The organism is Pseudomonas sp. P4_B3, from assembly GCF_056402295.1.
Genome location: NZ_JBFUHR010000007.1, coordinates 405,023 through 427,432 on the forward strand (window position 1 = coordinate 405,023; position 22,410 = coordinate 427,432).

22 protein-coding genes, 4 tRNA genes and 1 pseudogene are annotated in these 22,410 nt (G+C 58.3%); 19 read left to right on the forward strand and 8 right to left on the reverse strand.

Translation table 11 applies throughout. The features are described 5' to 3' along the window. Nucleotides 1-40: 40 nt before the first annotated feature. The 7 genes from ltaE to AC1DWG_RS10670 all read left to right on the forward strand — a co-directional run bounded on the left by ltaE (nt 41) and on the right by AC1DWG_RS10670 (nt 6,009). The gene (ltaE, locus tag AC1DWG_RS10640; protein ID WP_477787764.1) at nt 41-1,045 is read left to right on the forward strand and encodes a low-specificity L-threonine aldolase; all 1,005 of its coding nucleotides are present in this window, start codon (nt 41-43) and stop codon (nt 1,043-1,045) included. A 146-nt stretch (nt 1,046-1,191) separates the two neighbouring features. Next, nucleotides 1,192-3,813 (forward strand): alanine--tRNA ligase, encoded by a 2,622-nt coding sequence (alaS, locus tag AC1DWG_RS10645; RefSeq protein WP_477787765.1) that lies wholly within the window; start codon nt 1,192-1,194, stop codon nt 3,811-3,813. Between the two features lie 91 nt (nt 3,814-3,904). Then, the gene (locus AC1DWG_RS10650) at nt 3,905-5,146 is read left to right on the forward strand and encodes an aspartate kinase (protein ID WP_007971040.1); all 1,242 of its coding nucleotides are present in this window, start codon (nt 3,905-3,907) and stop codon (nt 5,144-5,146) included. 188 nt (nt 5,147-5,334) lie between these two features. Beyond that, nucleotides 5,335-5,523, forward strand: coding sequence for a carbon storage regulator CsrA (gene csrA, locus AC1DWG_RS10655; protein ID WP_002554426.1), 189 nt, complete (start codon nt 5,335-5,337; stop codon nt 5,521-5,523). A gap of 62 nt (nt 5,524-5,585) precedes the next feature. Next, nucleotides 5,586-5,676, forward strand: a tRNA-Ser gene (locus tag AC1DWG_RS10660). Between the two features lie 107 nt (nt 5,677-5,783). Further along, nucleotides 5,784-5,860, forward strand: a tRNA-Arg gene (locus AC1DWG_RS10665). A 72-nt stretch (nt 5,861-5,932) separates the two neighbouring features. Further along, nucleotides 5,933-6,009: transfer RNA gene (locus AC1DWG_RS10670), tRNA-Arg, on the forward strand. 19 nt (nt 6,010-6,028) lie between these two features. Here AC1DWG_RS10670 and AC1DWG_RS10675 read toward each other — a convergent pair. Then, complete coding sequence (locus AC1DWG_RS10675) at nt 6,029-6,547, reverse strand: cell envelope protein SmpA (protein WP_477764840.1); 519 nt, start codon at nt 6,545-6,547, stop codon at nt 6,029-6,031. Between the two features lie 320 nt (nt 6,548-6,867). On the opposite strand from AC1DWG_RS10675, the gene mgtE reads away from it, so the two are divergent. Then, entirely contained in the window at nt 6,868-8,310 is a 1,443-nt protein-coding gene (mgtE, locus tag AC1DWG_RS10680; RefSeq protein ID WP_477787766.1) for a magnesium transporter, read from the forward strand. A gap of 100 nt (nt 8,311-8,410) precedes the next feature. Here mgtE and AC1DWG_RS10685 read toward each other — a convergent pair whose 3' ends face one another. From AC1DWG_RS10685 to AC1DWG_RS10695, 3 genes and pseudogenes are all read right to left on the reverse strand, one after another. Beyond that, nucleotides 8,411-8,737: an Arc family DNA-binding protein gene (locus tag AC1DWG_RS10685; protein WP_003178899.1), complete on the reverse strand. Its 327-nt coding sequence runs from the start codon at nt 8,735-8,737 to the stop codon at nt 8,411-8,413. A gap of 412 nt (nt 8,738-9,149) precedes the next feature. Continuing rightward, nucleotides 9,150-9,329, reverse strand: a complete 180-nt coding sequence (locus AC1DWG_RS10690; RefSeq protein WP_477764834.1) for a PA3371 family protein — start codon at nt 9,327-9,329, stop codon at nt 9,150-9,152. A gap of 23 nt (nt 9,330-9,352) precedes the next feature. Further along, nucleotides 9,353-9,585 (reverse strand): annotated as a pseudogene (locus AC1DWG_RS10695) (hypothetical protein). Between the two features lie 291 nt (nt 9,586-9,876). Between AC1DWG_RS10695 and AC1DWG_RS10700 the strand changes: the two are divergent. The 7 genes from AC1DWG_RS10700 to AC1DWG_RS10730 all read left to right on the forward strand — a co-directional run bounded on the left by AC1DWG_RS10700 (nt 9,877) and on the right by AC1DWG_RS10730 (nt 16,613). Further along, nucleotides 9,877-9,953: transfer RNA gene (locus AC1DWG_RS10700), tRNA-Arg, on the forward strand. Nucleotides 9,954-10,122: 169 nt separating this feature from the next. Beyond that, nucleotides 10,123-10,308, forward strand: a complete 186-nt coding sequence (locus AC1DWG_RS10705) for a hypothetical protein (protein ID WP_477787767.1) — start codon at nt 10,123-10,125, stop codon at nt 10,306-10,308. After that, the gene (locus tag AC1DWG_RS10710; protein WP_477787768.1) at nt 10,308-10,928 is read left to right on the forward strand and encodes a hypothetical protein; all 621 of its coding nucleotides are present in this window, start codon (nt 10,308-10,310) and stop codon (nt 10,926-10,928) included. Before AC1DWG_RS10705 ends, AC1DWG_RS10710 begins: the two co-directional genes overlap by 1 nt. A gap of 489 nt (nt 10,929-11,417) precedes the next feature. Further along, nucleotides 11,418-13,022 carry a response regulator gene (locus AC1DWG_RS10715; RefSeq protein ID WP_477764830.1) on the forward strand — a complete coding sequence of 535 codons (1,605 nt, stop codon included), beginning with the start codon at nt 11,418-11,420 and terminating at the stop codon, nt 13,020-13,022. Beyond that, nucleotides 13,019-13,711, forward strand: a complete 693-nt coding sequence (locus tag AC1DWG_RS10720) for a sensor histidine kinase (RefSeq protein WP_477787769.1) — start codon at nt 13,019-13,021, stop codon at nt 13,709-13,711. Before AC1DWG_RS10715 ends, AC1DWG_RS10720 begins: the two co-directional genes overlap by 4 nt. A gap of 201 nt (nt 13,712-13,912) precedes the next feature. Beyond that, a complete protein-coding gene (locus AC1DWG_RS10725) occupies nt 13,913-15,157 on the forward strand; it encodes a glutamine synthetase family protein (RefSeq protein ID WP_477764839.1) in 1,245 nt (414 codons plus the stop codon). A gap of 70 nt (nt 15,158-15,227) precedes the next feature. Continuing rightward, nucleotides 15,228-16,613, forward strand: a complete 1,386-nt coding sequence (locus AC1DWG_RS10730) for an MFS transporter (protein ID WP_477752844.1) — start codon at nt 15,228-15,230, stop codon at nt 16,611-16,613. A gap of 146 nt (nt 16,614-16,759) precedes the next feature. Here AC1DWG_RS10730 and AC1DWG_RS10735 read toward each other — a convergent pair whose 3' ends face one another. The 4 genes from AC1DWG_RS10735 to flgA form a co-directional block, all read right to left on the reverse strand. Beyond that, complete coding sequence (locus tag AC1DWG_RS10735) at nt 16,760-17,506, reverse strand: flagellar brake protein (protein ID WP_477787770.1); 747 nt, start codon at nt 17,504-17,506, stop codon at nt 16,760-16,762. Between the two features lie 92 nt (nt 17,507-17,598). Further along, entirely contained in the window at nt 17,599-18,066 is a 468-nt protein-coding gene (locus tag AC1DWG_RS10740) for a flagella synthesis protein FlgN (protein WP_477764828.1), read from the reverse strand. A 48-nt stretch (nt 18,067-18,114) separates the two neighbouring features. Continuing rightward, nucleotides 18,115-18,441: a flagellar biosynthesis anti-sigma factor FlgM gene (gene flgM, locus AC1DWG_RS10745; RefSeq protein ID WP_477764827.1), complete on the reverse strand. Its 327-nt coding sequence runs from the start codon at nt 18,439-18,441 to the stop codon at nt 18,115-18,117. Between the two features lie 167 nt (nt 18,442-18,608). Then, nucleotides 18,609-19,367 carry a flagellar basal body P-ring formation chaperone FlgA gene (gene flgA, locus AC1DWG_RS10750; protein WP_477787771.1) on the reverse strand — a complete coding sequence of 253 codons (759 nt, stop codon included), beginning with the start codon at nt 19,365-19,367 and terminating at the stop codon, nt 18,609-18,611. Between the two features lie 83 nt (nt 19,368-19,450). On the opposite strand from flgA, the gene AC1DWG_RS10755 reads away from it, so the two are divergent. From AC1DWG_RS10755 to flgC, 4 genes are all read left to right on the forward strand, one after another. Further along, a complete protein-coding gene (locus AC1DWG_RS10755) occupies nt 19,451-20,383 on the forward strand; it encodes a chemotaxis protein CheV (protein WP_477752839.1) in 933 nt (310 codons plus the stop codon). Nucleotides 20,384-20,428: 45 nt separating this feature from the next. Further along, entirely contained in the window at nt 20,429-21,256 is an 828-nt protein-coding gene (gene cheR, locus AC1DWG_RS10760; RefSeq protein WP_414875210.1) for a protein-glutamate O-methyltransferase CheR, read from the forward strand. Between the two features lie 299 nt (nt 21,257-21,555). Continuing rightward, a complete protein-coding gene (flgB, locus tag AC1DWG_RS10765) occupies nt 21,556-21,963 on the forward strand; it encodes a flagellar basal body rod protein FlgB (RefSeq protein WP_103397733.1) in 408 nt (135 codons plus the stop codon). 3 nt (nt 21,964-21,966) lie between these two features. After that, a complete protein-coding gene (flgC, locus tag AC1DWG_RS10770; protein ID WP_007937507.1) occupies nt 21,967-22,410 on the forward strand; it encodes a flagellar basal body rod protein FlgC in 444 nt (147 codons plus the stop codon).

A 22,410-nucleotide genomic window follows, 5' to 3' on the forward strand; every position in this document is an offset into this window, starting at 1 on the left:
TTCCTGAAAGGGATTTCCCCTGCTTACCGAGGCCGGATTCATGAGCGTTATCGATCTTCGCAGCGACACCGTCACCCAACCTTGCGCCGGCATGCTCGACGCGATGACCACTGCGGCCACCGGTGACGACGTGTATGGCGAAGATCCGACGGTCAATCGTCTGGAAGCTGAATTGGCAAAACGGCTGGGTTTTGCCGCGGCGCTGTTTGTGCCCACCGGGACCATGAGCAATCTGCTGGGTTTGATGGCCCACTGCGAACGCGGTGACGAGTACATCGTCGGCCAGCAGGCTCACACCTATAAGTACGAAGGTGGCGGCGCGGCGGTGCTCGGTTCGATCCAGCCGCAACCGCTGGAAGTGCAGGCCGATGGCTCGCTGGACCTGGCACAGGTCGCGGCGGCGATCAAGCCGGACGACTTCCACTTTGCGCGTACCCGCTTGCTGGCGCTGGAAAACACCATGCAAGGCAAGGTCCTGCCGCTGGAGTACCTGGCGCGGGCGCGCAGTTTTACCCGCGAAAACGGTTTGCAGCTGCATCTGGATGGGGCTCGCCTGTACAACGCTGCGGTCAAGCTGGGTGTCGATGCCCGGGAAATCACCCAGCATTTCGATTCCGTCTCGGTGTGCCTGTCCAAAGGGCTGGGCGCCCCGGTCGGTTCGGTGCTGTGCGGCTCGGCCGAGCTGATCGGCAAGGCCCGGCGCCTGCGCAAGATGGTTGGCGGCGGCATGCGTCAGGCCGGCATTCTGGCGGCGGCAGGCCTGTATGCACTGGATCACAACGTACAGCGCCTGGCCGACGACCACGCCAACGCACAGCTGCTGGCCGAAGGCCTGCGCGCGGCAGGCTACGAGGTCGAGCCGGTGCAGACCAACATGGTTTACGTGCAGATGGGCGACCAGGCCGAGGCCATCAAGGCCTTTGCCGCCGAGCGCGGGATCAAGCTCAGTGCCGCCGCGCGTCTGCGCATGGTCACGCACATGGACGTCAGCCGTGCGCAAATCGAGCAAGTCGTCGCGACATTCGTCGGCTTTTCGCGCAAGTGATAGCGTTAGCGCTCCAATTGAGCGTTTCTATCGTATAAACACGCTGTACCCCGCGCGCTGGGCCGATATAATGCGGCCCTTTGCCGTCGCTTCGTCTGTTGACGTTTCGAACAGGCCTTTGGCCGCAGCCTCCGTGGAAGAACCTAATGAAAAGCGCAGAAATCCGTGAAGCCTTCCTTCGCTTCTTCGAAGAGCAAGGCCACACCCGTGTAGCCTCCAGCTCTTTGATTCCGGGCAACGACCCAACCCTGCTGTTCACTAACGCGGGGATGAACCAGTTCAAGGACTGCTTCCTGGGCCAGGAAAAACGCGCGTACACCCGCGCGGTCAGCAGCCAGAAATGCGTGCGCGCCGGCGGTAAGCACAACGACCTGGAAAACGTCGGTTATACCGCCCGTCACCACACCTTCTTCGAAATGCTGGGTAACTTCAGCTTCGGCGATTACTTCAAGCGTGATGCCATCACCTACGCCTGGAACTTCCTGACGTCCGACAAGTGGCTGAACCTGCCGAAGGAAAAGCTCTGGGTCACCGTCTACGCCAGCGATGACGAGGCGTACGACATCTGGACCAAGGACATCGGCGTTCCGGCCGAGCGTATGGTGCGCATCGGCGACAACAAGGGCGCGCCGTACGCCTCCGACAACTTCTGGACCATGGGCGATACCGGCCCGTGCGGTCCTTGCACCGAGATTTTCTACGATCACGGCGCCGACATCTGGGGCGGCCCACCGGGCTCGCCGGAAGAAGACGGCGACCGCTACATCGAAATCTGGAACAACGTGTTCATGCAGTTCAACCGCACCGCCGATGGCGTGTTGCACCCGCTGCCAGCGCCGTCGGTCGACACCGGCATGGGCCTGGAGCGGATCAGTGCCGTGCTGCAGCACGTTCACTCGAACTATGAAATCGACCTGTTCCAGAGCTTGCTGACCGCTTCGGCCAAGGCCATTGGTTGCACCAATGACGCCCAGGCTTCGCTGAAAGTGGTGGCTGACCACATCCGTTCCTGCGGTTTCCTGATCGCCGACGGCGTGCTGCCGTCCAACGAAGGCCGCGGTTACGTGCTGCGCCGGATCATCCGTCGCGCCTGCCGTCACGGTAACAAACTGGGCGCCAAGGGCAGCTTCTTCTACCAGATCGTCGCAGCCCTGGTTGCCGAGATGGGCGAAGCTTTCCCGGAACTGAAATCCCAGCAGGCGCACATCGAACGCGTGCTGAAGGCTGAAGAAGAGCAATTCGCCAAGACCCTGGAGCAGGGCCTGAAGATCCTCGAGCAGGATCTGGCTGACCTCAAAGGCGACGTGGTGCCGGGCGACGTGGTGTTCAAACTCTACGACACCTACGGTTTCCCGATGGACCTGACCGGCGACATCGCTCGCGAGCGCAGCCTGACCATCGACGAAGAAGGTTTCGAGCGTGAAATGGAAGCCCAGCGCGTTCGTGCCCGTTCCGCCAGCTCCTTCGGCATGGACTACAACAGCCTGGTCAAGGTTGACGTGGCCACCGAGTTCACCGGTTACATCGCTCACAGCGGTTCCGCCAAAATCGTTGCGCTGTATAAAGATGGCCAGTCGGTCGACGTATTGAGCGAAGGCGATGAGGGCGTGATCGTTCTCGACAAGACGCCGTTCTACGCCGAGTCCGGTGGCCAGGTCGGTGATTGCGGTTACCTGCAGGCGGGCAGCGCGCGTTTTGACGTGCGTGACACCACCAAGACCGGCGGTGCATTCCTGCACCACGGTATCCTGGATTCGGGTAGCCTGATCGTCGGTACGCCGGTCGAGACCCACGTTGATGCCGAGGTGCGTCACGCCACGTCGTTGAACCACTCCGCGACTCACTTGCTGCACGCTGCATTGCGCCAGGTGCTGGGCGATCACGTTCAACAGAAAGGCTCGTTGGTCGACAGTCAGCGCCTGCGTTTTGACTTCAGTCACTTCGAAGCCATCAAGCCTGAACAACTGAAAGCGCTGGAAGACATCGTCAACGCCGAGATTCGCAAGAACTCCGAAGTTGAAACCGAAGAAACCGATATCGAAACCGCCAAGCAGAAAGGCGCCATGGCGCTGTTCGGCGAGAAATACGGCGACAACGTGCGTGTACTGAGCATGGGCGATTTCTCCGTCGAGCTGTGCGGCGGTATCCACGCCAACCGTACCGGCGACATCGGCCTGCTGAAAATCATCAGCGAAGGCGGTGTGGCATCGGGTGTGCGTCGTATCGAAGCCGTTACCGGTGCGCAAGCGCTGGCTTACTTGAACGCGGCGGAAGAACAACTCAAGGAAGCGGCCAGCCTGGTCAAGGGCAGCCGCGACAACCTGATCGACAAGCTGTCGGCTGTGCTGGAGCGCAACCGTCTGCTGGAGAAGCAACTCGAGCAGTTGCAGGCCAAGGCTGCCAGTGCCGCGGGCGACGATCTATCGGCCCAGGCGCTGGACGTCAAGGACGTGAAAGTGCTGGCCGTGCGTCTGGACGGTCAGGATGGCAAGGCGCTGCTGGCGCTGGTCGATCAACTGAAAAACAAACTCGGCCGCGCAGTGATCCTGCTCGGCAGTGTCCATGAGGAAAAGGTCGTTCTGGTTGCAGGCGTAACCAAAGACCTGACTGGCCAACTCAAAGCCGGTGATTTGATGAAGCAAGCCGCTGCGGCAGTGGGCGGGAAGGGTGGTGGTCGTCCAGACATGGCGCAAGGCGGCGGTACCGACGCTGGCGCACTGGATGCGGCACTGGCCCTGACCGTTCCGTTTGTAGAGCAGGGTCTATAAGGCAGTACTTGCGGCCCGCAGTCTAGTGGTGGGCCGCAATACTGTTCGAGTGATTATTTGGGCGCCCTTCATGGGCAGAGGCGGCTTTGAAATGGCTTTGATCGTACAGAAATTTGGAGGCACCTCGGTCGGCACCGTCGAGAGAATCGAGCAGGTCGCCGACAAGGTTAAGAAATTCCGCGATGCCGGCGATGACCTGGTGGTTGTGCTGTCTGCAATGAGCGGCGAAACCAACCGTCTGATCGATCTGGCCAAGCAAATCAGTGGCGACGGCCAACCGGTTCCGCGCGAACTGGACGTGATCGTTTCCACCGGCGAGCAGGTGACGATTGCCCTGTTGGCCATGGCGCTGATCAAGCGTGGCGTGCCGGCGGTGTCCTACACCGGCAACCAGGTGCGGATTCTGACGGATAGCGCACACAATAAAGCGCGTATCCTGCAGATCGATGACCAGAAGATTCGCGGTGACCTGAAGGCGGGTCGTGTGGTGGTTGTCGCCGGTTTCCAGGGCGTCGACGAGCACGGCAACATCACCACCCTCGGTCGTGGCGGTTCCGACACCACCGGCGTGGCGCTGGCGGCAGCCCTGAAGGCTGACGAATGCCAGATCTACACCGACGTCGACGGTGTCTACACCACCGACCCGCGTGTGGTGTCCGTGGCTCAGCGCCTGGACAAGATCACCTTCGAAGAGATGCTGGAAATGGCCAGCCTCGGTTCCAAGGTGTTGCAGATCCGCGCGGTCGAGTTCGCCGGCAAGTACAACGTTCCGCTGCGCGTACTGCACAGCTTCAAGGAGGGTCCGGGCACCCTCATTACTATTGATGAAGAGGAAACCATGGAACAGCCGATCATTTCCGGTATCGCTTTCAACCGCGATGAAGCCAAGCTGACCATCCGTGGCGTGCCAGACATCCCGGGCGTTGCCTTCAAGATTCTCGGCCCGATCAGTGCCGCGAACATTGAAGTCGACATGATCGTGCAGAACGTCGCGCACGATAACACCACCGACTTCACCTTCACCGTGCACCGCAACGACTACCAGGCGGCGCAGGCCGTGCTGGAAAAAACCGCTGGCGAGCTGGGTGCCCGTGAAGTCGTGGGCGACACCAAGATCGCCAAGGTGTCGATCGTCGGCGTTGGCATGCGTTCTCACGCAGGCGTGGCCAGCCGCATGTTCGAATCCCTGGCCAAGGAAAGCATCAACATCCAGATGATCTCGACCTCGGAAATCAAAGTCTCCGTAGTGATCGAAGAGAAGTACCTGGAACTGGCTGTGCGCGCTCTGCACACGGCTTTCGAACTGGACGCACCGGCCCGCCAGGGCGAGTGATGCGTTTGCCAAAAGGCGCGGTCTGACCGCGCCTTTTGTTTTTTTGAATGGCGTGACCCCCGAGCCTGTTCTTTTGCTCGCGCTAGTCAATACTCAGGCATGTAGGGCTGCGACCGCTCCGGTTGTGGGTCGAGTGCCTTTTTTTTGCAGACTGTTGTCCCTGAAATGTAATGCGTGAGGAGAAAGGTATGCTGATTCTGACTCGTCGGTGCGCAGAAAGCCTGATTATCGGTGATGGCGAAATCACCGTGACCGTGCTCGGCGTCAAAGGAAATCAAGTGCGCATCGGTGTTAATGCCCCCAAAGAGGTGGCTGTTCACCGGGAGGAAATTTACCTGCGTATCAAGAAAGAGAAGGACGAAGAACCAAGCCATTAATTTTTATCGTTTTTTATGTTTGCAAACGGGGAAGAAGCTGGTTAATATACGCCCCGTGTTGCGGAGAGCTGGCCGAGTGGCCGAAGGCGCTCCCCTGCTAAGGGAGTACACCTCAAAAGGGTGTCGGGGGTTCGAATCCCCCGTTCTCCGCCATTATTTGCGTAGTACGTTGTAATCTGGCTTTTTCGGTAAGTTGTTGAAATTACTAAAAAAAGTGTTTGACATAGAGATTAGACGGCCTATAATGCGCGGCAACAAATGCACTCGTAGCTCAGCTGGATAGAGTACTCGGCTACGAACCGAGCGGTCACAGGTTCGAATCCTGTCGAGTGCACCATTTAAGAGTTAGTTGCAGTAATGCAAGTAACTTGGTTTCAACCAGTTGTGGTCTGGTCTAAAAACACAAATTGCACTCGTAGCTCAGCTGGATAGAGTACTCGGCTACGAACCGAGCGGTCACAGGTTCGAATCCTGTCGAGTGCACCATACAACAGAAAGCCCGCATTTAATGCGGGCTTTTTGCCGTCCGGGATTTGGCTTTTCCTTTCGTGCATCCCCTCTCGTCGAACTCCACCTGTGCACTGCGACCTCGCAGGGTGTCGTAACGGTAGCTCGTGGCTGAATTGCGAATACTGATCTTGTCCGGCTTGCCGAGGGCGCTTTCGACGTCTTGCTGGCTCATGCCGGCGACCACTCGCTGATTGATGATTGCTTCACGGCGCTCCCTGGCACTGATCAGGTTTCCGCACTTGTCCTGCGCCTGACCGACCACGGTCGGGTCTTTCCTTTGGATTTTCATTCCTGATGTTTCACGGGGTTCGGCTGGTGGCATAAGCGCCATCGTGCTGCCGGGTGTAAAGGCACGTACGTCCTGAAGTGAAACGCTTTCTCCCGTGGCACAACTCAGTGTGGTGAAGGTAATGCGCCCATTGGCCGCCTCGCAGCGCTGAACGGTGGTGGCGAGCGCCAGGGGTAGGGGGCTGAGCAGGCCGAGCAGTAATAAGAATTGTGCAACTGATGGCATCAGGCATCCTCCATGACGTTCCTTTTCAAGGGTAGCGGCTACAATTTTCGAGGGGGGTGTGTTTTCTTTTCGGAATGCGTCGTCGCATTTTTGTGGATCAGGACGATGCTCAGGTTTGTTGTGCAAGCGCTTGTTTCAGCCAAGATTTTTTAACGTTTAAAACCGTCAGGCGGTGTATCATTGCGCCCGTCAGCCCCGCCGGGGCTTGTGGAATACCTCCATGGACTTACCCAGTAGTTACTCAGTACCCCGTTTTACCAATCATGAATTGACTGATTGATCCTTCCGGCGTGCCCCGCTGCTGGGAGTGGAGTTCGCCTATGTCCGATGTTGAAGTAAAGAAAACGCAGGAAAGCTTGCAGGATCGCCTGGCTCAGGTGGTTGAGTTGCTGCAGCGCCAGCGAGTGGTAGAAGACCTGACTCACCGCCAGGAAGGCCCGCATCATGACCGGGTCGAGAACCTGGTCCACCGGCAGAACCTTGTCGAGTTGCAACGCAAGCTCGATGACCTGCACTCCGCCGACGTCGCCTACATCCTTGAAGCCTTGCCGCTGGACGATCGTCTGACGCTCTGGCAACTGGTCAAGGCCGATCGCGACGGCGACATCCTTCTTGAAGTATCCGATTCGGTCCGTGAATCGCTGATCGCCGACATGGACGATCACGAGCTCCTGGCAGCGGCCAAGGACATGGATGCCGACGAACTCGCTGACCTGGCCTCCGAGCTGCCGCGAGACGTCGTCCATGAGCTCATGGAGACCCTCGACCAGCAACAACGCGAGCGTGTGCGTTCGGCTCTGTCCTACGACGAGGAGCAGGTCGGTGCGCTGATGGACTTCGAGATGGTGACCATCCGCGAGGATGTCAGCCTCGAAGTGGTCTTGCGTTATCTGCGCCGTCTCAAGGAGTTGCCGGGCCATACCGACAAGCTGTTCGTGGTCGACTACGGCGGCGTCCTCAAGGGCGTGTTGCCGATCAAGCGTTTGCTGGTCAACGATCCGGACAAACAGGTTTCCGAGGTGATGGCCAGCGATCCGGTGAGTTTCCACCCGGACGAAGACGCCTACGATGCGGCCCAGGCCTTCGAGCGTTACGACTTGATCTCCGCGCCTGTGGTCGACAAGAACGGCAAGCTGATCGGCCGTCTGACCATCGATGAAATGGTCGACCTGATCCGTGAAGAGAGCGAAAGCGAAGTTCTCAACATGGCGGGTCTGCGTGAAGAAGAAGACATTTTTGCGTCGGTCTGGAAGTCCCTGCGTAACCGTTGGGCCTGGCTGGCGATCAACCTGATTACCGCGTTCGTGGCTTCTCGGGTCATCGGTTTGTTTGAAGGTTCGATCGAGAAGCTCGTGGCGCTTGCGGCTTTGATGCCGATCGTGGCGGGGATCGGTGGTAACTCGGGTAACCAGACCATCACCATGATTGTTCGGGCCATGGCGCTGGACCAGGTGAGCACCGGCAATACCTCGCGCCTGATGCGCAAGGAATTGGCCGTCGCGTTGATCAACGGCGTGATCTGGGGCGGGGTGATTGGTGCGGTTGCCTACCTGCTCTATGGCAGTTGGTCATTGGGCGTGGTGATGACCGCCGCGATGACGCTCAACCTGTTGCTGGCGGCGTTGATGGGGGTCTTGATTCCGATGACCCTGGCGAAGATGGGGCGTGATCCTGCAATGGGCGCCAGTGTGATGATTACTGCCGTGACCGACAGCGGCGGCTTTTTCATCTTCCTGGGGCTTGCGACAATCTTCCTGCTCTAAAGTCCGTTTCACTAAAACCCGCCGTCAGGCGGGTTTTTTGTGCCCGGATTTCAGGCAAAAAAAAGCCAGCGATCAGGCTGGCTTGAGCTTTCTGGCTGAATCAGGACGCGTCGGCGGCCATTTCAGCGTCATGAGCGATCAGCGAAACCAGGGCGTTCTGCTGTCGGTGGGAAAGTTGGCGGAAGCGCTGCAGCAGCTCGCGTTCGTGCAAGGAAAGCTCCGGGCTGTCCAGGCGCATGCTCAGCTCTTCTCCCAGTGCACCTTCCTGAATAAGACTCTGCTCGAGGCGCGCAATGATTTCGGAGTTCATGCTGCGATGATGATTGCGAGCCACCTCGGCAATGCGTTCACGCATTCCGTCTGGCAGACGTACGACGAACTTGTCAGCCGTACGGCTGGAATAAATTGCCTGTTTCAATGGGCGCATATATTTAACCGGTTAGTTCAGGGGAGCGGTTTCGGGATTGGCCGCAGGATGTCTGGTAGGACAAGCGCTCTGACCAAATGTTCAACCTGAATTGATAGAGGCGCGCATCATGCCCCAAACAAGCCAGATCCTTGGCGTCAATTCTGTGACAAATATTGAACTGTATAAAGGCTTTATGCCAGCACCAATTATCAGAAATGCTGACTGGTTTGAAAAGTTCGACCGGTTCGTATCGCTTAACACATTCTCCACCCGACGAAAGGTTTCTGACGGGCAGCAAAAGCGGACTCGATCCCTGTTCCTTGCCTTTTACAGAATAGTGGCAAATGGCCGATTTACTAGGGAGAGTCGTATGGAGGGGGGGAATTCAGGATGGATGGCAGGCCTTTGCGCCGGATCTGCCATACCTGGATTAACGCAGGACCGGATCAAACTTGATCTTGCGTCCGGCAATCAGTGCGAGCACGAACAGAGCGCTGAATACACCACAGACAATCAGGGGGAGGGTGACGACCATGTCCTGGGTCAATGACAGATGAAAAATGCCGCTCAACAAGGCGAGGATGAAGAAACTCGCGGCTGGTTTGGACATGCTGTGCTCCTGGTGAGGGTCATTCAAAATACCAAGCGTTCGGCAGGCGGAGCCGGTACCAGGATGGTTTCCTGGCTGACCTCCTGACTGACAAAGCCGTGCTGGCTGCTCATCACGGCCAACTGCGGCGCTTTCTGCAGTTGAAGGTAATGTGGCATTCGCTGGGCAACCTGCGTAGCACCGCCCTCGTGGGTAAAATGAAAACCCGGCAAACCGTCAGAGCGATTGCACTCGAGAGTAAAAGGGCGCTGTTCATGAGGCGGCCTCCGTTGTTCTGTGAGAACAGTTGAAGTAGCTCGCATGCCAGAGTCTATCGACAATTAAATTCTTTAAAAACAACGGATTAAGATATTTTTGCGAAAGCCGGGTCTTGCATTTTGCAATGATGGCTTTTTGCAGTAATGCAATTTGTACGGTAAACAAGTCCGCGCCTGGCCGAGGCGTCTGCCTACACTTAAAAAGCCCAACGGACGACATGACAAAAGCCGGCCCGGCCGTTAACATGCACGCCGTCCATCGCGCTGCGTTTTCGTCGCGGCCGACTTGTGTCCCAGTAGCTCAATTGGATAGAGCATCCCCCTCCTAAGGGGAAGGTTGGCAGTTCGAACCTGCCCTGGGACACCATATAAATCAGGCAACTCGGGTTGTCTGCGTTGCTAAGCTGGTTTCTGAAGGGGGGCAAAACGCACTCCTTGGTGTTTGCCGGGCTGCCAGTCGGATGGCTGGCGTTTGATAGCTGGACTAGAGTTCAGTATATTTCCCCTACAGATAGAGTCACTGCCAGAGGTTTTTTATGCCGGCCAAGACATTGCGACTTGATGAGTTCCGCGAGAACCAGCGTCTTTCGTATGCTGAGGCTGCTACGCGTATTCACCAGGCAGCCCAAGCTGTATCCCAAGACAAAAAGTCAGCTAAAACCTTCCTCCAGCGGATTGGTATAGTCGATCAAAAAGGCGAGCTCAACGAAGCCTATCGTTGATGTATCAGCTTCTTCCCTCGTTCGTCCTGGGATTTCATGGGTGTGACCGAGAAACAGGCGAGATGGTGCTTTCCGGCAACACTCAGCTGAATCCCAGCAAAAACTCATACGACTGGCTCGGCAAAGGCGTTTATTTCTGGGAGAACAATCCAGAGCGAGCGCTGAACTATGCAACCTTTCTCCGCGATCATGATAAGCGCGCCATAAAGGCGATCAACAATCCGTTCGTTGTTGGGGCTGTGATTGATTTGGGGTTTTGCCTTAACCTCACCGACGAGAATGCTTTGATCCTTGTGCAGCAGGCGCATAGTGATCTTGCTTCTATTTCGGCAGATGCTCAAACCGCTATGCCGATCAATGAACCGGGCTTCAAGGGCGATCTGGACTTGCTCAAGCGGCATCTCGATTGCGCGGTCTTCGAGACTCTGCATGGGTTGCGTGAGGAGGGTCAGTTGGATCCGTTTGACTCAGTCCGAGCCCCATTCTGGGAAGGAGATGAGCTCTTTCCTGGAACACTGTTCCGTCAGAAGACACACATCCAGCTTTGTGTACGCAATTCTAGGCGCATTAAAGGTTATTTTCGGCCATTAGGCGAGGATGGTAGACCGCTTCAGCCGTGATCGTAGTCACCCTTTACTCGAGCGTTGGGTTTGTGGTGCTTCTCTGTTTGACGCATCCCCGTAATTGCTGGGTTGTCTCAAGTGGAGCCGCTTCTAATTTGACCCTCCTAAGGGGACGGTTGGCAGTTCGAACCTGCCCTGGGACACCATCATTTATCAGCACTTTGCTGTCCAGAAAAGCCCCGCCGGAAGATTGATTCCGGCGGGGCTTTTTTGTGCGCGATGTCTCGTTCTCAGTAACGCCTTCACCTATTCAGGGTGAGCGTTGGGGAAGGTTCTCAAGGGAACGCTGTTGCTGGCCGATAACCCGGGCTGTCAGGGACTTGTTCGTCTCTTCCGGTCGGCATGGGGGCTCATTGTCTATGCGAAGGTGTTTGATAGCCTAGTGCCACCCGTTATCATCTGCGCGCCAAAACAAGGGCTGCGAAGTTGAGTCCGTCCGTGTATTTGCCTTTGGGTTCTTCTTCTTACATTGCCTGGAAATCTTCGATGCTGTCGTATCACCAAAAGCGTTTTCTGATCGTCGATGATTTCTCGGACTTCCGCAGTTCGGTCAGGTCGATGCTGCGCGAACTGGGCGTCAAGGAAGTGGACACTGCCGATACCGGCGAGCAGGCGCTGAAAATGTGCTCGCAGAAGCAATACGACTTCATCCTGCAGGACTTTCACCTGGGTGACGGCAAGAAAAACGGCCAACAGGTGCTCGAAGACCTGATGGAAGAAAAGCTGATCAGCCATGAAGCGGTGTTCGTCATGGTCACCGCCGAAACCAGCCAGGCCATGGTGCTCAGTGCGCTGGAGCACGAGCCCGATGCCTACCTGACCAAGCCGTTCAACCGATCCAGCCTGGCCCAGCGCCTGGAGCGCCTGGAGCAGCGCAAGACCCTGCTCAAGCCGATCCTGCAGGCCCTTGATCGCGGCAAGCCGATGGAAGTGCTCAACGCCTGCATCGCCCTGTGCAAGCAAGACATCCGCTATTCGCCACTGTGCCTGCGCTATCGCGCCGATGCCCTGCGCGACCTCAATCAGAACGAAGCGCTGGAGCGCCTGTACGACGGCATCATCGCCGACCGCCCATTGCCATGGGCGTTTGCCGGGTTGGGCAAGTTGCTGTTCAAGCGCGGTCAGGTCGCGCAGGCCAAAGGCATTTACGAAAAAGCCCTGAAAGTCTTCCCGATGATGCCGTCGCTGTATGACGGCATGGCGGACGTGCTGGTCGCCGAAGGCGATACCAAGGGTGCACAGCGTGTTCTGGAGGAAGCGATTCGCCTGTCGCCGCTGGCGGTTCGCCGCCAGGCGTTGCTGGGCAAGCTGGCGATGACCAACGAGGATTTCGACACGGCGGCCAAGGCCTATCGCCAGGCTGTGAGCCAGGGTGCGCAGTCACGGTTCAAGGATGCCGAAAGCAACCTTGGCCTGGCCCACGCCTTGATCAGCAAGGGCAGCGAAAGGGGCCTGGACACGCGGACCCGTCTGGAAATCAACACCACGTTGAGCGCCGTGGCCAAGGAAAACCCTTCCGATCCGGGCCTGCAAATCCGCGCGCGCCTGATGAAGGCCACCAGCCTGTTGCTCAACGATGCCGAGACGGCTGACAAGCTCACCGAGCAAGCCTTGTTGCGTCTGGATGGCATGGAGCAATTCATGAGCGCCGAAGCGGCGTTGCTGGTGGCCAAGCAGCTGAAGATGCTCGGGCAGACCGAGGCCGGTACCGCGATGCTGAAAAACTGCGTGGAAATCTACGGCGATGATCCTGTGGTCATGAAGGACATCGCCAAGCAGACCGACGACCCGAGCATCCTCAACTCCGGCAACGCCGCGGCGGAACTCAACCGTCAGGGCGTGCGCGTGTACAAGACCGGCAATCTGGTGGAGGCGCGAGCGGTGTTCCGCAAAGCCCTGGCGATGCAGCCGAAGAACATCAGTATCGCCCTGAACCTGGCGCAGTCGTTGTTGCACGGCACCGATACCGGCGTTCCTTCAGCGGAGCTGGAAGAATGCCGGACCTGCCTGAAAATGGTCGGCCTGATGCCCGACTCCGACGCGCGTTATCCGCGTTACCAGAAGCTGAAAAGCAAGGCGTTTGGCCAATGAACGACAACCAACAGGCACTGGATTTTTCCACGGTGATCGCCTCTACCGTGCACGATATGAAGAACTCGCTGGCCATGCTGATGCAGGCCCACAGCCAATGGCTGGCGCGATTGCCGGAGTCGGCGCAACAGACGCCGGAGCAGGGCGTGATCGACTTCGAATTTGCCCACCTCAACGGCATGCTGGTGCAGTTGCTGGGGCTGTACAAGCTCGGCGTCAACCAGATGCCGTTGCAGCCGGCCTACCATGAACTGGACGACTTCATCGAAGCGCAACTGGCTTGCCATCAGGAAGTGTTCGCCAGCCGCGGCATCATGGCCACCTATGAAGTGGACCCGCTGAGCCCGTTGGGTTTCTTCGACCGTGAGTTGATCGCGTCGGTATTGGCCAACTGCATCAACAATGCCATCCGCTTTGCACGGCATGCCGTTTTGATCAGCGTCAGCGACGAAGCCGGGCAACTGGTGTTGACCATCAATGACGATGGCCAGGGGTATCCGGCGCAGATGATCGAGCACCAGGCCGATTACGTGCAGGGCATCAATCAAAGCACCGGAAGCACCGGGTTGGGCCTGTACTTTGCCGGACGAATTGCCGCGTTGCATCAGCGCAACGGTGTCGGCGGACGCACCGAAATCGGCAATGGTGGTCCGTTGGGCGGTGGGGTGTTCCGCCTTTACCTGCCCTGACTGGCAGCATATTTATCGACGCTGCTTGAAATTCCGAACACGCGGAGCCTATTTTGTACGGTCGCCGTTCGCGGCTCGCACAATAACAAGGATTGCGTCATGACCACCGTTGGCCTGAGTTCACTCGCGCAGCGATTGACGGGCATTGATGAAGTTGAGTGTGTCACGCCGGATTTGAATGGCGTTCCACGGGGCAAAGTGATGACCTGCGAGGGTTTTCTCGACGGTCGACGATTGCAGATGGCGCGGGGCGTGCTGTTGCAATGCATCATGGGCGGATACCCGCCGGCGCGTTTTTACGGCAGCGATGATGGCGACCTGGCGCTGATCCCGGACCCAGCACAAATCCACCGCTTGCCCTGGAGCCATCCACCGCGGGGCTTCGCCATTTGCGACGCGAATGAACTGGGCACCACCACCAGCTCCAGCCTGTCGACCCGTGGTCAGCTCAAGGCCGTGATTGCCCGTTACGCGGCCCGCGGCCTGGCGCCCGTGGTGGCGACCGAGCTTGAGTTCTTCGTTTTTGCGCCTAACACCGACCCGACTCAGTCGTTCCAGCCACCGCTGGGGCTGGATGGTCGTCGCGAGGATGGTCAGTCGGCGTTCAGCGTCAGCTCCAACAATGGGCTGCGCCCCTTCTTCAATGAAGTCTACGAATGTATGGCTGCGTTGGGGCTGCCCCGCGATACGTTCATGCACGAAATGGGCGTCAGCCAGTTCGAGATCAATCTGCTGCATGGCGATCCATTGCTGCTGGCCGACCAGACGTTCCTGTTCAAGCACTTGCTCAAGGAAGTTGCCCTCAAGCACGGCCTGAGCGTGGTGTGCATGGCCAAGCCGCTGGCGCATACGCCGGGCAGTTCGATGCATATTCACCAGAGTGTCGTCGAGATCGATTCGGGGCGAAACGTGTTCAGTGACAAGGCGGGGCGGGAGACGGCAACCTTCCGTCACTTCATTGCCGGACAGCAAGTGTGCATGGCCGACTTCACTGCGTTGTTTGCGCCGAACGTGAACTCCTATCAGCGCTTGTGCCACCCTTACGCCTCACCGAATAATGCCTGCTGGTCCTATGACAACCGGGCAGCCGGCTTGCGCATACCGGCCAGTTTGCCGGTGGCCCGCCGGGTCGAGAACCGCTTGCCGGGCGCTGATGCCAATCCGTATCTGGCGATTGCCGCAAGCCTGGCGGCGGGGTTGCATGGCATCGAGGACGCGTTAGAGCCGAGCGCGCCGATCCAGGGTGAGTTCGAAGTGCCAGACAATCTTTCGTTGCCCTGTACCTTGCATGCGGCACTGGAGCGTCTGAAACGTAGCCAGTTGGCCAAGGAACTGTTCGGCGTGGAATTCATCGAAGGCTACATCGCTTCGAAGACCCTGGAGCTGAGCAGTTTCCATAATGAAATTACTCCCTGGGAACGGCGTGTTTTAGCAGCCCAGGCCTGACGATCCGTCGACATCCGGCTATCGTTTAGCGATAGCCGATTATCACTGCAAGGAGCCGCTCGGAACGCCGATGCGCCAAATCTGGAAATCCTTTCGAGCACTGTATTTCGCCTCGCTGATGATGTTGATCGGTTCAGGCCTGTTGAGTACTTACCTGGGCCTGCGCCTGGCGGCCGACCATGTCGACAGCCTGTGGGTCGGTGCGTTGATGGCCGCCAACTACTTCGGCCTGGTGCTGGGGGGCAAGATCGGTCACCGGTTGATTGCCCGGGTCGGGCATATCCGGGCCTACTCGGCCTGTGCCGGAATCGTCGGCGCGGCGGTGTTGGGTCATGGCCTGATCGACTGGCTGCCGGCCTGGCTGTTCCTGCGGGTGATCGTCGGCCTCGGCATGATGTGCCAGTACATGGTGATCGAGAGCTGGCTGAACGAACAGGCCGAAGCCAAGCAGCGCGGGTTGGTGTTCAGCGGTTACATGATCGCCTCTTACCTGGGCCTGGTGATGGGGCAACTGATTCTGGTCATGCACCCGGCGCTGGGGCTGGAACTGCTGATGCTGGTCGCCCTGTGTTTCGCCCTGTGCCTGGTGCCCGTGGCGCTGACCCGGCGGATCCACCCTGCACCCTTGCATCCGGCGCCCATGGAGCCACGGTTCTTTATCAAGCGTGTGCCGCAATCATTGAGTACGGTGCTGGGGGCAGGGCTGATCGTCGGTTCGTTCTACGGTCTGGCGCCGCTGTATGCCTCGCAGCAAGGATTGTCCACGGAGCAGGTCGGCCTGTTCATGGGTAGCTGTATTTTTGCCGGGTTGCTGGTGCAGTGGCCGTTGGGCTGGTTGTCCGACCGCTACGATCGGGCCGTGTTGATCCGCAGTTTCGCATTCAGCCTGGCCCTGGCTGCACTGCCGCTGGCGATCATGCCGCAGGTGCCGTTGGAGGTTCTGTTTATCGCCGGTTTTGTCTGTTCGCTGGTGCAGTTCTGCCTGTATCCGTTGGCGGTGGCGTTCTCCAATGACCATGTCGAAGGCGATCGCCGGGTATCCCTGACGGCAATGTTGCTGGTGACCTACGGCGTTGGCGCGAGTATCGGGCCGCTGGTGGCAGGCGTGCTGATGAAGCTGTTCGGCAGCCAGATGCTCTATGCCTTCTTCAGTTTCTTTGCGTTGGTGCTGGTATGGCGGATTCGCCCGAAAGCTGTGACCAACCTGCATCAGGTGGAAGATGCGCCGCTGCATCACGTGGCCATGCCGGACAACATGACGAGTTCACCGCTGGTGGCCTGCCTCGACCCGCGTGTTGATGAGCAGGTGGTGCAGGATCAGATGCAAAATCCGGTGAGTACCGGGTCAGAGCCTGAATCAGAACCTGAGGCTGATGTAACCGAGGATGAAACCGATCAGCCACCGCAAGACCCTGATACAGGGCGAGACCCGAACTTCAGCGAGGCCAGGCCTTAAATCAGGGCATAAAAAAACGGGCAGTCACCGCAAGGGACTGCCCGTTTTTGTAGGAGCTGGCTTGCCAGCGAAGACGTCCGTTGTATCGATGCAAGGTTAAAGGACGCCTTCGCCGGCAAGCCGGCTCCTACAGGGGCCGTGCTACATCAGAGATCGTCTTTGTCGAAGCGACGCGCTTCGCGTTGCAACTGGTAGACGAAGCGTTCGACCTGACGCTGCACCAGCCCGCTCATGTTATGGAAGCGAACGCCGGCGAAGGTGGTGGAGATTTTTTCTTCGAAGTGCAGATAACGCAACTCGACCGGCGCGGTCATCTTGCCAAAGGGCAGTTCGGCGCTGAAGCGGTCGTAAACCTGACCCAGTTGCAGGCTGCCAGTGATGTCACCGTCGAAACGCAGTTTGCAGCCGGTAGCGGAAATATCCAGCAGCTTGCCGCTGATGGAGGCCTTGAGCCTTTCGCCGTCGAGGTTGACGTTGACCAGTTGTGCCAGCTTCAGTGCCGCACGGAACGCATTACGGCGCTGGTGGTACACCACTTCATCGGGCAGGGTGCCACGATAGCAGCGGCTGCCACCGGATTCGTCGATGTTCAATTGGCCGTTGCTTTCCCAGGCTATGCGTACGCCTTCGTGAAAGCCTTCGACCCTGAACGGCTCGCCCGCCAGCAGGTAGCGCTCGCCGTCACGGGGAATCATTTCGTCCAGGGCAATCATATTGCTGTCACGGTCCAGGTCCACCAGGTAGCTCTGGAAGCGCTGGCTGCGCTCGTGGAACGTAATGATCAGCGGGTCATGGCTTTCGAGCAGCTGGCGCAGGTTGCTGGAGATTTCCAAGGGCGTGGAGAGCACCTTGGGTGGCTGCGGAGCATCATCCACGGATAAGGCATTGGACACGGTTAATCAATCTCCAGACAAAATTTGACTACGGCAGGCTAGCAGTTTGCCAGTATGTTGCGCGTCTTGATAGAGCGGGGGCATTGACCGGTTCATGCCTGACTGAGCGGGCGCGGCTTGGCAAGCTTGGAGAATGTTCCGCTGGCATCGTAAAGCGCCGGGGTTTCACCGCCGGTGAGGATTTTCAGCTGGGTGGCCGTAGCGGCCTGCTGAGTGAGGATCGACTGGCCGTTGTTGGCGTTGATGGCCTGACACTGGGCCAGGAGATCGGTCAGCACGTCACTTTGCGCCAGCAACTGCTCGCCAATGCTCGACTGGCTGGCCAGTTGCTCCAGACCGCCACGGTTGGTCGGCAGGTTGAGGCTGGCGAGGACTTCACTGCGCTTGCGGCCATGCTGTTCGAGCAAAACGACCAATGCCTGTTTCTGCGCCAGGATGTCCTCGAGCAATGGCATGTCGCGGCCATGCAATGCGAGGGATTCGGTCTGCAGCAGTTCCAGCAGGTGTTGCGCTGGAGCAAAGTCGTCGGTGATCAGTTGCAGTAAATGAGTGTCGTGCATGGCTGGCCTTGGGTTTTAAGCGTCCAAAAGCCTGGCGCTGGCGGTGGCCTAGCGCTGGGCTTCGAAGTTGAGCAGTTTGTTGGCTACACGGTTGCTGTCGACTTTATAGCTGCCATCGGCAATCGCTGCTTTCAACTCGGCCACGCGGGCGTTGTCGACGGCGGGTTGATCGCGCAGCTTGTCAGTGACCTTCTGCAACTGTTGAGCCTCATCGCTGAGATGTACCGATTCCCCGCTTTTGACGGTACCGGCCTGTTCGGCCGCGGACTCCAGCGGCAAGGATTTGCCGGCTTCGGCGCTTTCCTTGCTGGCGCTGGTACGTGTACTGCCCGTAAGGGACGAGGAGCTGTTCAAACGGCTGAAATCGATGACCATGATAAAAAACCTCTGGGAATTTGGACGCTTGCCATGGTTTCGGCCATTCCCTGGAAAACTTTAGGCCCATTTATCAATGAACCTTGCGCGCGCCAGCGCTTACCGTGCCTGGAACACAGTCTAGGGAACAGCCGCGGCAAGTGCCACATTCCGATGAACTGAGCGCCTTACATGGACACTTCCACCTGCCCCGGCGCCATGACCTGCGCCTTGATGACCCTTTGGGAATTGAGGTTCTTCACCCGAATCTGTTCGCTCAGGCTGCCGTTTGACAGGGCTTCGCCCGGCATGCGCACGCTGAGTGTGCCGCTGCGGGCGGTAATCACCACCTGATCACCCTTGCGGATGACCTCGGCCTGTTCGATATGCACCAGGGTAATCACCTGGTCGGCGACCATTGGTCGGGTCAGTCGCTGCCCGATCGCCTGATCGAGAGAGGTCAGGTAGCCCTGGCTGATGAGGCTGATATCGCGCTCGCGCAGGACCACATCCCCAGGTTCGACAATGGCTGCGCGGCGCAGTGGCCGGGCGCTGGTCACGACATCGCGAAACAGGCGGACTTGAGCGGGTACGAAGACTGTCCAGGGGGAAGCGCCCTCGCAGCGGACCTTGACCGTAACCCGTCCCAACGGCTTGGGACTCTCAAGGGTTGCTGTCAATTCCTTGTCGCACATGGGCATGTGCATACGCGGATCGAGCGGGTTGATCTGGATCTCGTAGCGACCTTCCGTTTGGCTGGTAGCCAGATAGTCTTCTACGGTGAATTCAAGAAAGCCCTGAGTGACGCCGATAAGCATGTCAGGCAAGGTAACCGCGTCAGCAAGGGCAGGGCTGCCAGCGTTGAACAGGCAAACAGCCGCCAGCACGCCGAGCAATTTTCGGCAGGGTGTGGTCAGGCGTCGGAAAAATGTCGGTTCTGTGTTCATAACGATTAAAAAAGCAAGCGCCGTGCCGTTTAGTGATGAAGGCGCGTCGCAACAACACTTGGCGTTGGTGTAGGAGTCTGGGCATGGCTGGTGTAATGGATTCGGTAAACCAGCGCACGCAACTGGTGGGGCAGAATCGCCTTGAGCTGTTGTTGTTCCGTCTCGACGGCCAGCAGCTGTACGGGATCAACGTGTTCAAGGTTCGGGAGGTGCTGCAATGCCCCAAACTGACGCTGATGCCCAAGTCCAGTCCTGTCGTGTGCGGCGTGGCGAACATCCGGGGGGCGACCATTCCGATCCTTGATCTGGCAATGGCGACTGGCTCCGGTGCGTTGAAGGACAAGAACAATCCGTTCGTGATCATCACGGAGTACAACACCAAGACCCAGGGTTTCCTGGTTCGCTCGGTGGAACGCATCGTCAACATGAACTGGGAGGAGATCCATCCGCCGCCCAAGGGCACCGGGCGCGATCACTACCTGACGGCGGTGACGCGAGTCGACAATCAGTTGGTCGAAATCATCGACGTCGAGAAGGTGCTGGCGGAAGTGGCACCGACGCCGGAAGCGATTTCCGTGGGTGTGGTGGATGTCGAAACCCGGCACAAGGCGCTTTCGTTGCGAGTGCTGACGGTCGATGACTCGTCGGTGGCGCGCAAGCAGGTCACGCGTTGCCTGCAAACGGTCGGCGTCGAAGTGGTGGCGTTGAACGATGGTCGGCAAGCGCTGGATTACCTGCGCAAACTGGTCGACGAGGGCAAGAAACCGGAAGAAGAGTTCCTGATGATGATCTCCGACATCGAGATGCCGGAGATGGACGGGTACACCCTGACGGCGGAAATTCGCAACGACCCGCGCATGCAAAAGCTTCATATCATCCTGCATACTTCGTTGTCGGGGGTATTCAATCAGGCGATGGTCAAGAAGGTCGGTGCCGATGACTTCCTGGCCAAGTTCCGTCCTGATGACCTGGCATCCCGGGTAGTCGACCGGATCAAAGCAGCAGATATCAGCTAGGGGTTCGCACCCCAGGCAGTCAACACGATTTAAGAGGCGGCATCATTGTCTACGGGTAATTTGGATTTCGAACAGTTCCGGGTATTCCTGGAAAAAGCCTGTGGCATTTTGCTCGGTGAAAACAAGCAGTACCTGGTCTCCAGCCGTCTCAACAAACTGATGGAACAGCAAGGCATCAAGTCTTTGGGTGAGCTGGTTCAGCGCATGCAGACGCAACCGCGCAGCGGTTTGCGCGAGCAGGTGGTGGATGCCATGACCACCAATGAAACCCTGTGGTTTCGAGACACCTACCCGTTTGAAGTCTTGAAGAACAAGGTCCTGCCCGAAGCGATCAAGGCCAGTCCCGGCCAGCGCCTGCGCATCTGGTCGGCGGCATGCTCGTCGGGCCAGGAACCCTATTCGCTGTCGATGTCCATCGACGAGTTCGAGCGGGTCAACATGGGTCAGTTGAGGATGGGTGTGCAGATCGTTGCCACCGACCTGTCCGGCACCATGCTGAACAACTGCAAGACCGGTGAGTACGACAGCCTGGCCATCGGCCGCGGTCTGTCGCCCGAGCGTCTGCAGCGTTATTTCGACCCGAAAGGACCGGGACGCTGGGTGATCAAGGCGCCGATCAAGAGCCGCGTGGAATTCCGTTCCTTCAACCTGCTGGACAGCTACGCGAGTCTGGGCAAGTTCGACATCGTGTTCTGCCGCAACGTGTTGATCTACTTCTCCGCCGAGGTGAAGAAGGACATCCTGTTGCGCATCCACAGCACGTTGAAGCGGGGCGGTTACCTGTTCCTCGGTGCTTCCGAAGCGCTGAACGGGTTGCCGGATCATTACCAGATGGTCCAGTGCAGCCCGGGGATCATTTACCAGGCGAAGTGATGCAAAAGCGCCAGGCATAAAAACGGGAGCCCTTCGGGGCTCCTTTTTTATGCCTGGYGCTTTTGCATCACGTAGGAGCTGCCGAACGCGGCCCGAGCCTTCGGCAGCTCCTACAGGGGGGACGTGTTGCGTAGGACAAGCGGCAGAAAAGCGGCATGCGGCGGAAAACCGTTGCCGCTTTTCTGGCATTGCCGCGTTGCCATGGCCGGCAAAGCCCCGGTTTCCGGGCTTTTTTGAATTGGCATGGGGCTTGCTAAGTTGATCCTACGAAAAATCAGGTCACCCGAAGGTTTCCCGACATGAGTATCAGCTTCGATAAAGCGCTCGGTATCCACGAACAAGCCCTGGGCTTCCGCGCCCAGCGTGCCGAAGTCCTGGCCAACAACATCGCCAACGCCGATACCCCGAACTACAAGGCTCGGGACCTGGACTTCTCGAAAGTGCTCGCCGAGCAGAACGAGAAAACCAAAAGCGGCACCTTCGCCTTGAACATGACCAACAGCCGTCACATCGAGGCTGAAGGCCTGGGCAATGGCGACGAGTCGTTGCTGTATCGCACGCCGATGCAACCGTCGATCGACCAGAACACCGTGGACGCCCAGCTGGAACAGTCGAACTACGCGCAAAACGCGATCGGCTTCCAGGCCAGCTTCACCCTGCTCAACAGCAAATTCAAAGGGCTGGTATCAGCCCTGCGCGGAGAGTAAGCCATGTCTCTATCCAGTGTTTTCAACATTGCCGGTAGCGGCATGAGTGCGCAGACCACGCGTTTGAACACCGTCGCTTCGAACATCGCCAACGCCGAGACGGTTTCGTCGAGCATCGACCAGACCTACCGCGCGCGTCATCCAGTGTTCGCCACCATGTTCCAGGGCGGCCAGAGCGGCGGCAGCGACTCGCTGTTCCAGAACCAGGATGCCGCCGGTCAGGGCGTGCAGGTGCTGGGTGTGGTCGAAGACCAGAGCAACCTCGAGGCGCGCTACGAGCCGAACCATCCGGCGGCCGATGCCAAGGGCTACGTCTACTACCCGAACGTCAACGTGGTTGAAGAAATGGCCGACATGATTTCTGCGAGCCGTTCGTTCCAGACCAACGCCGAAATGATGAACACCGCCAAAACCATGATGCAGAAGGTCCTGACCCTCGGTCAGTGA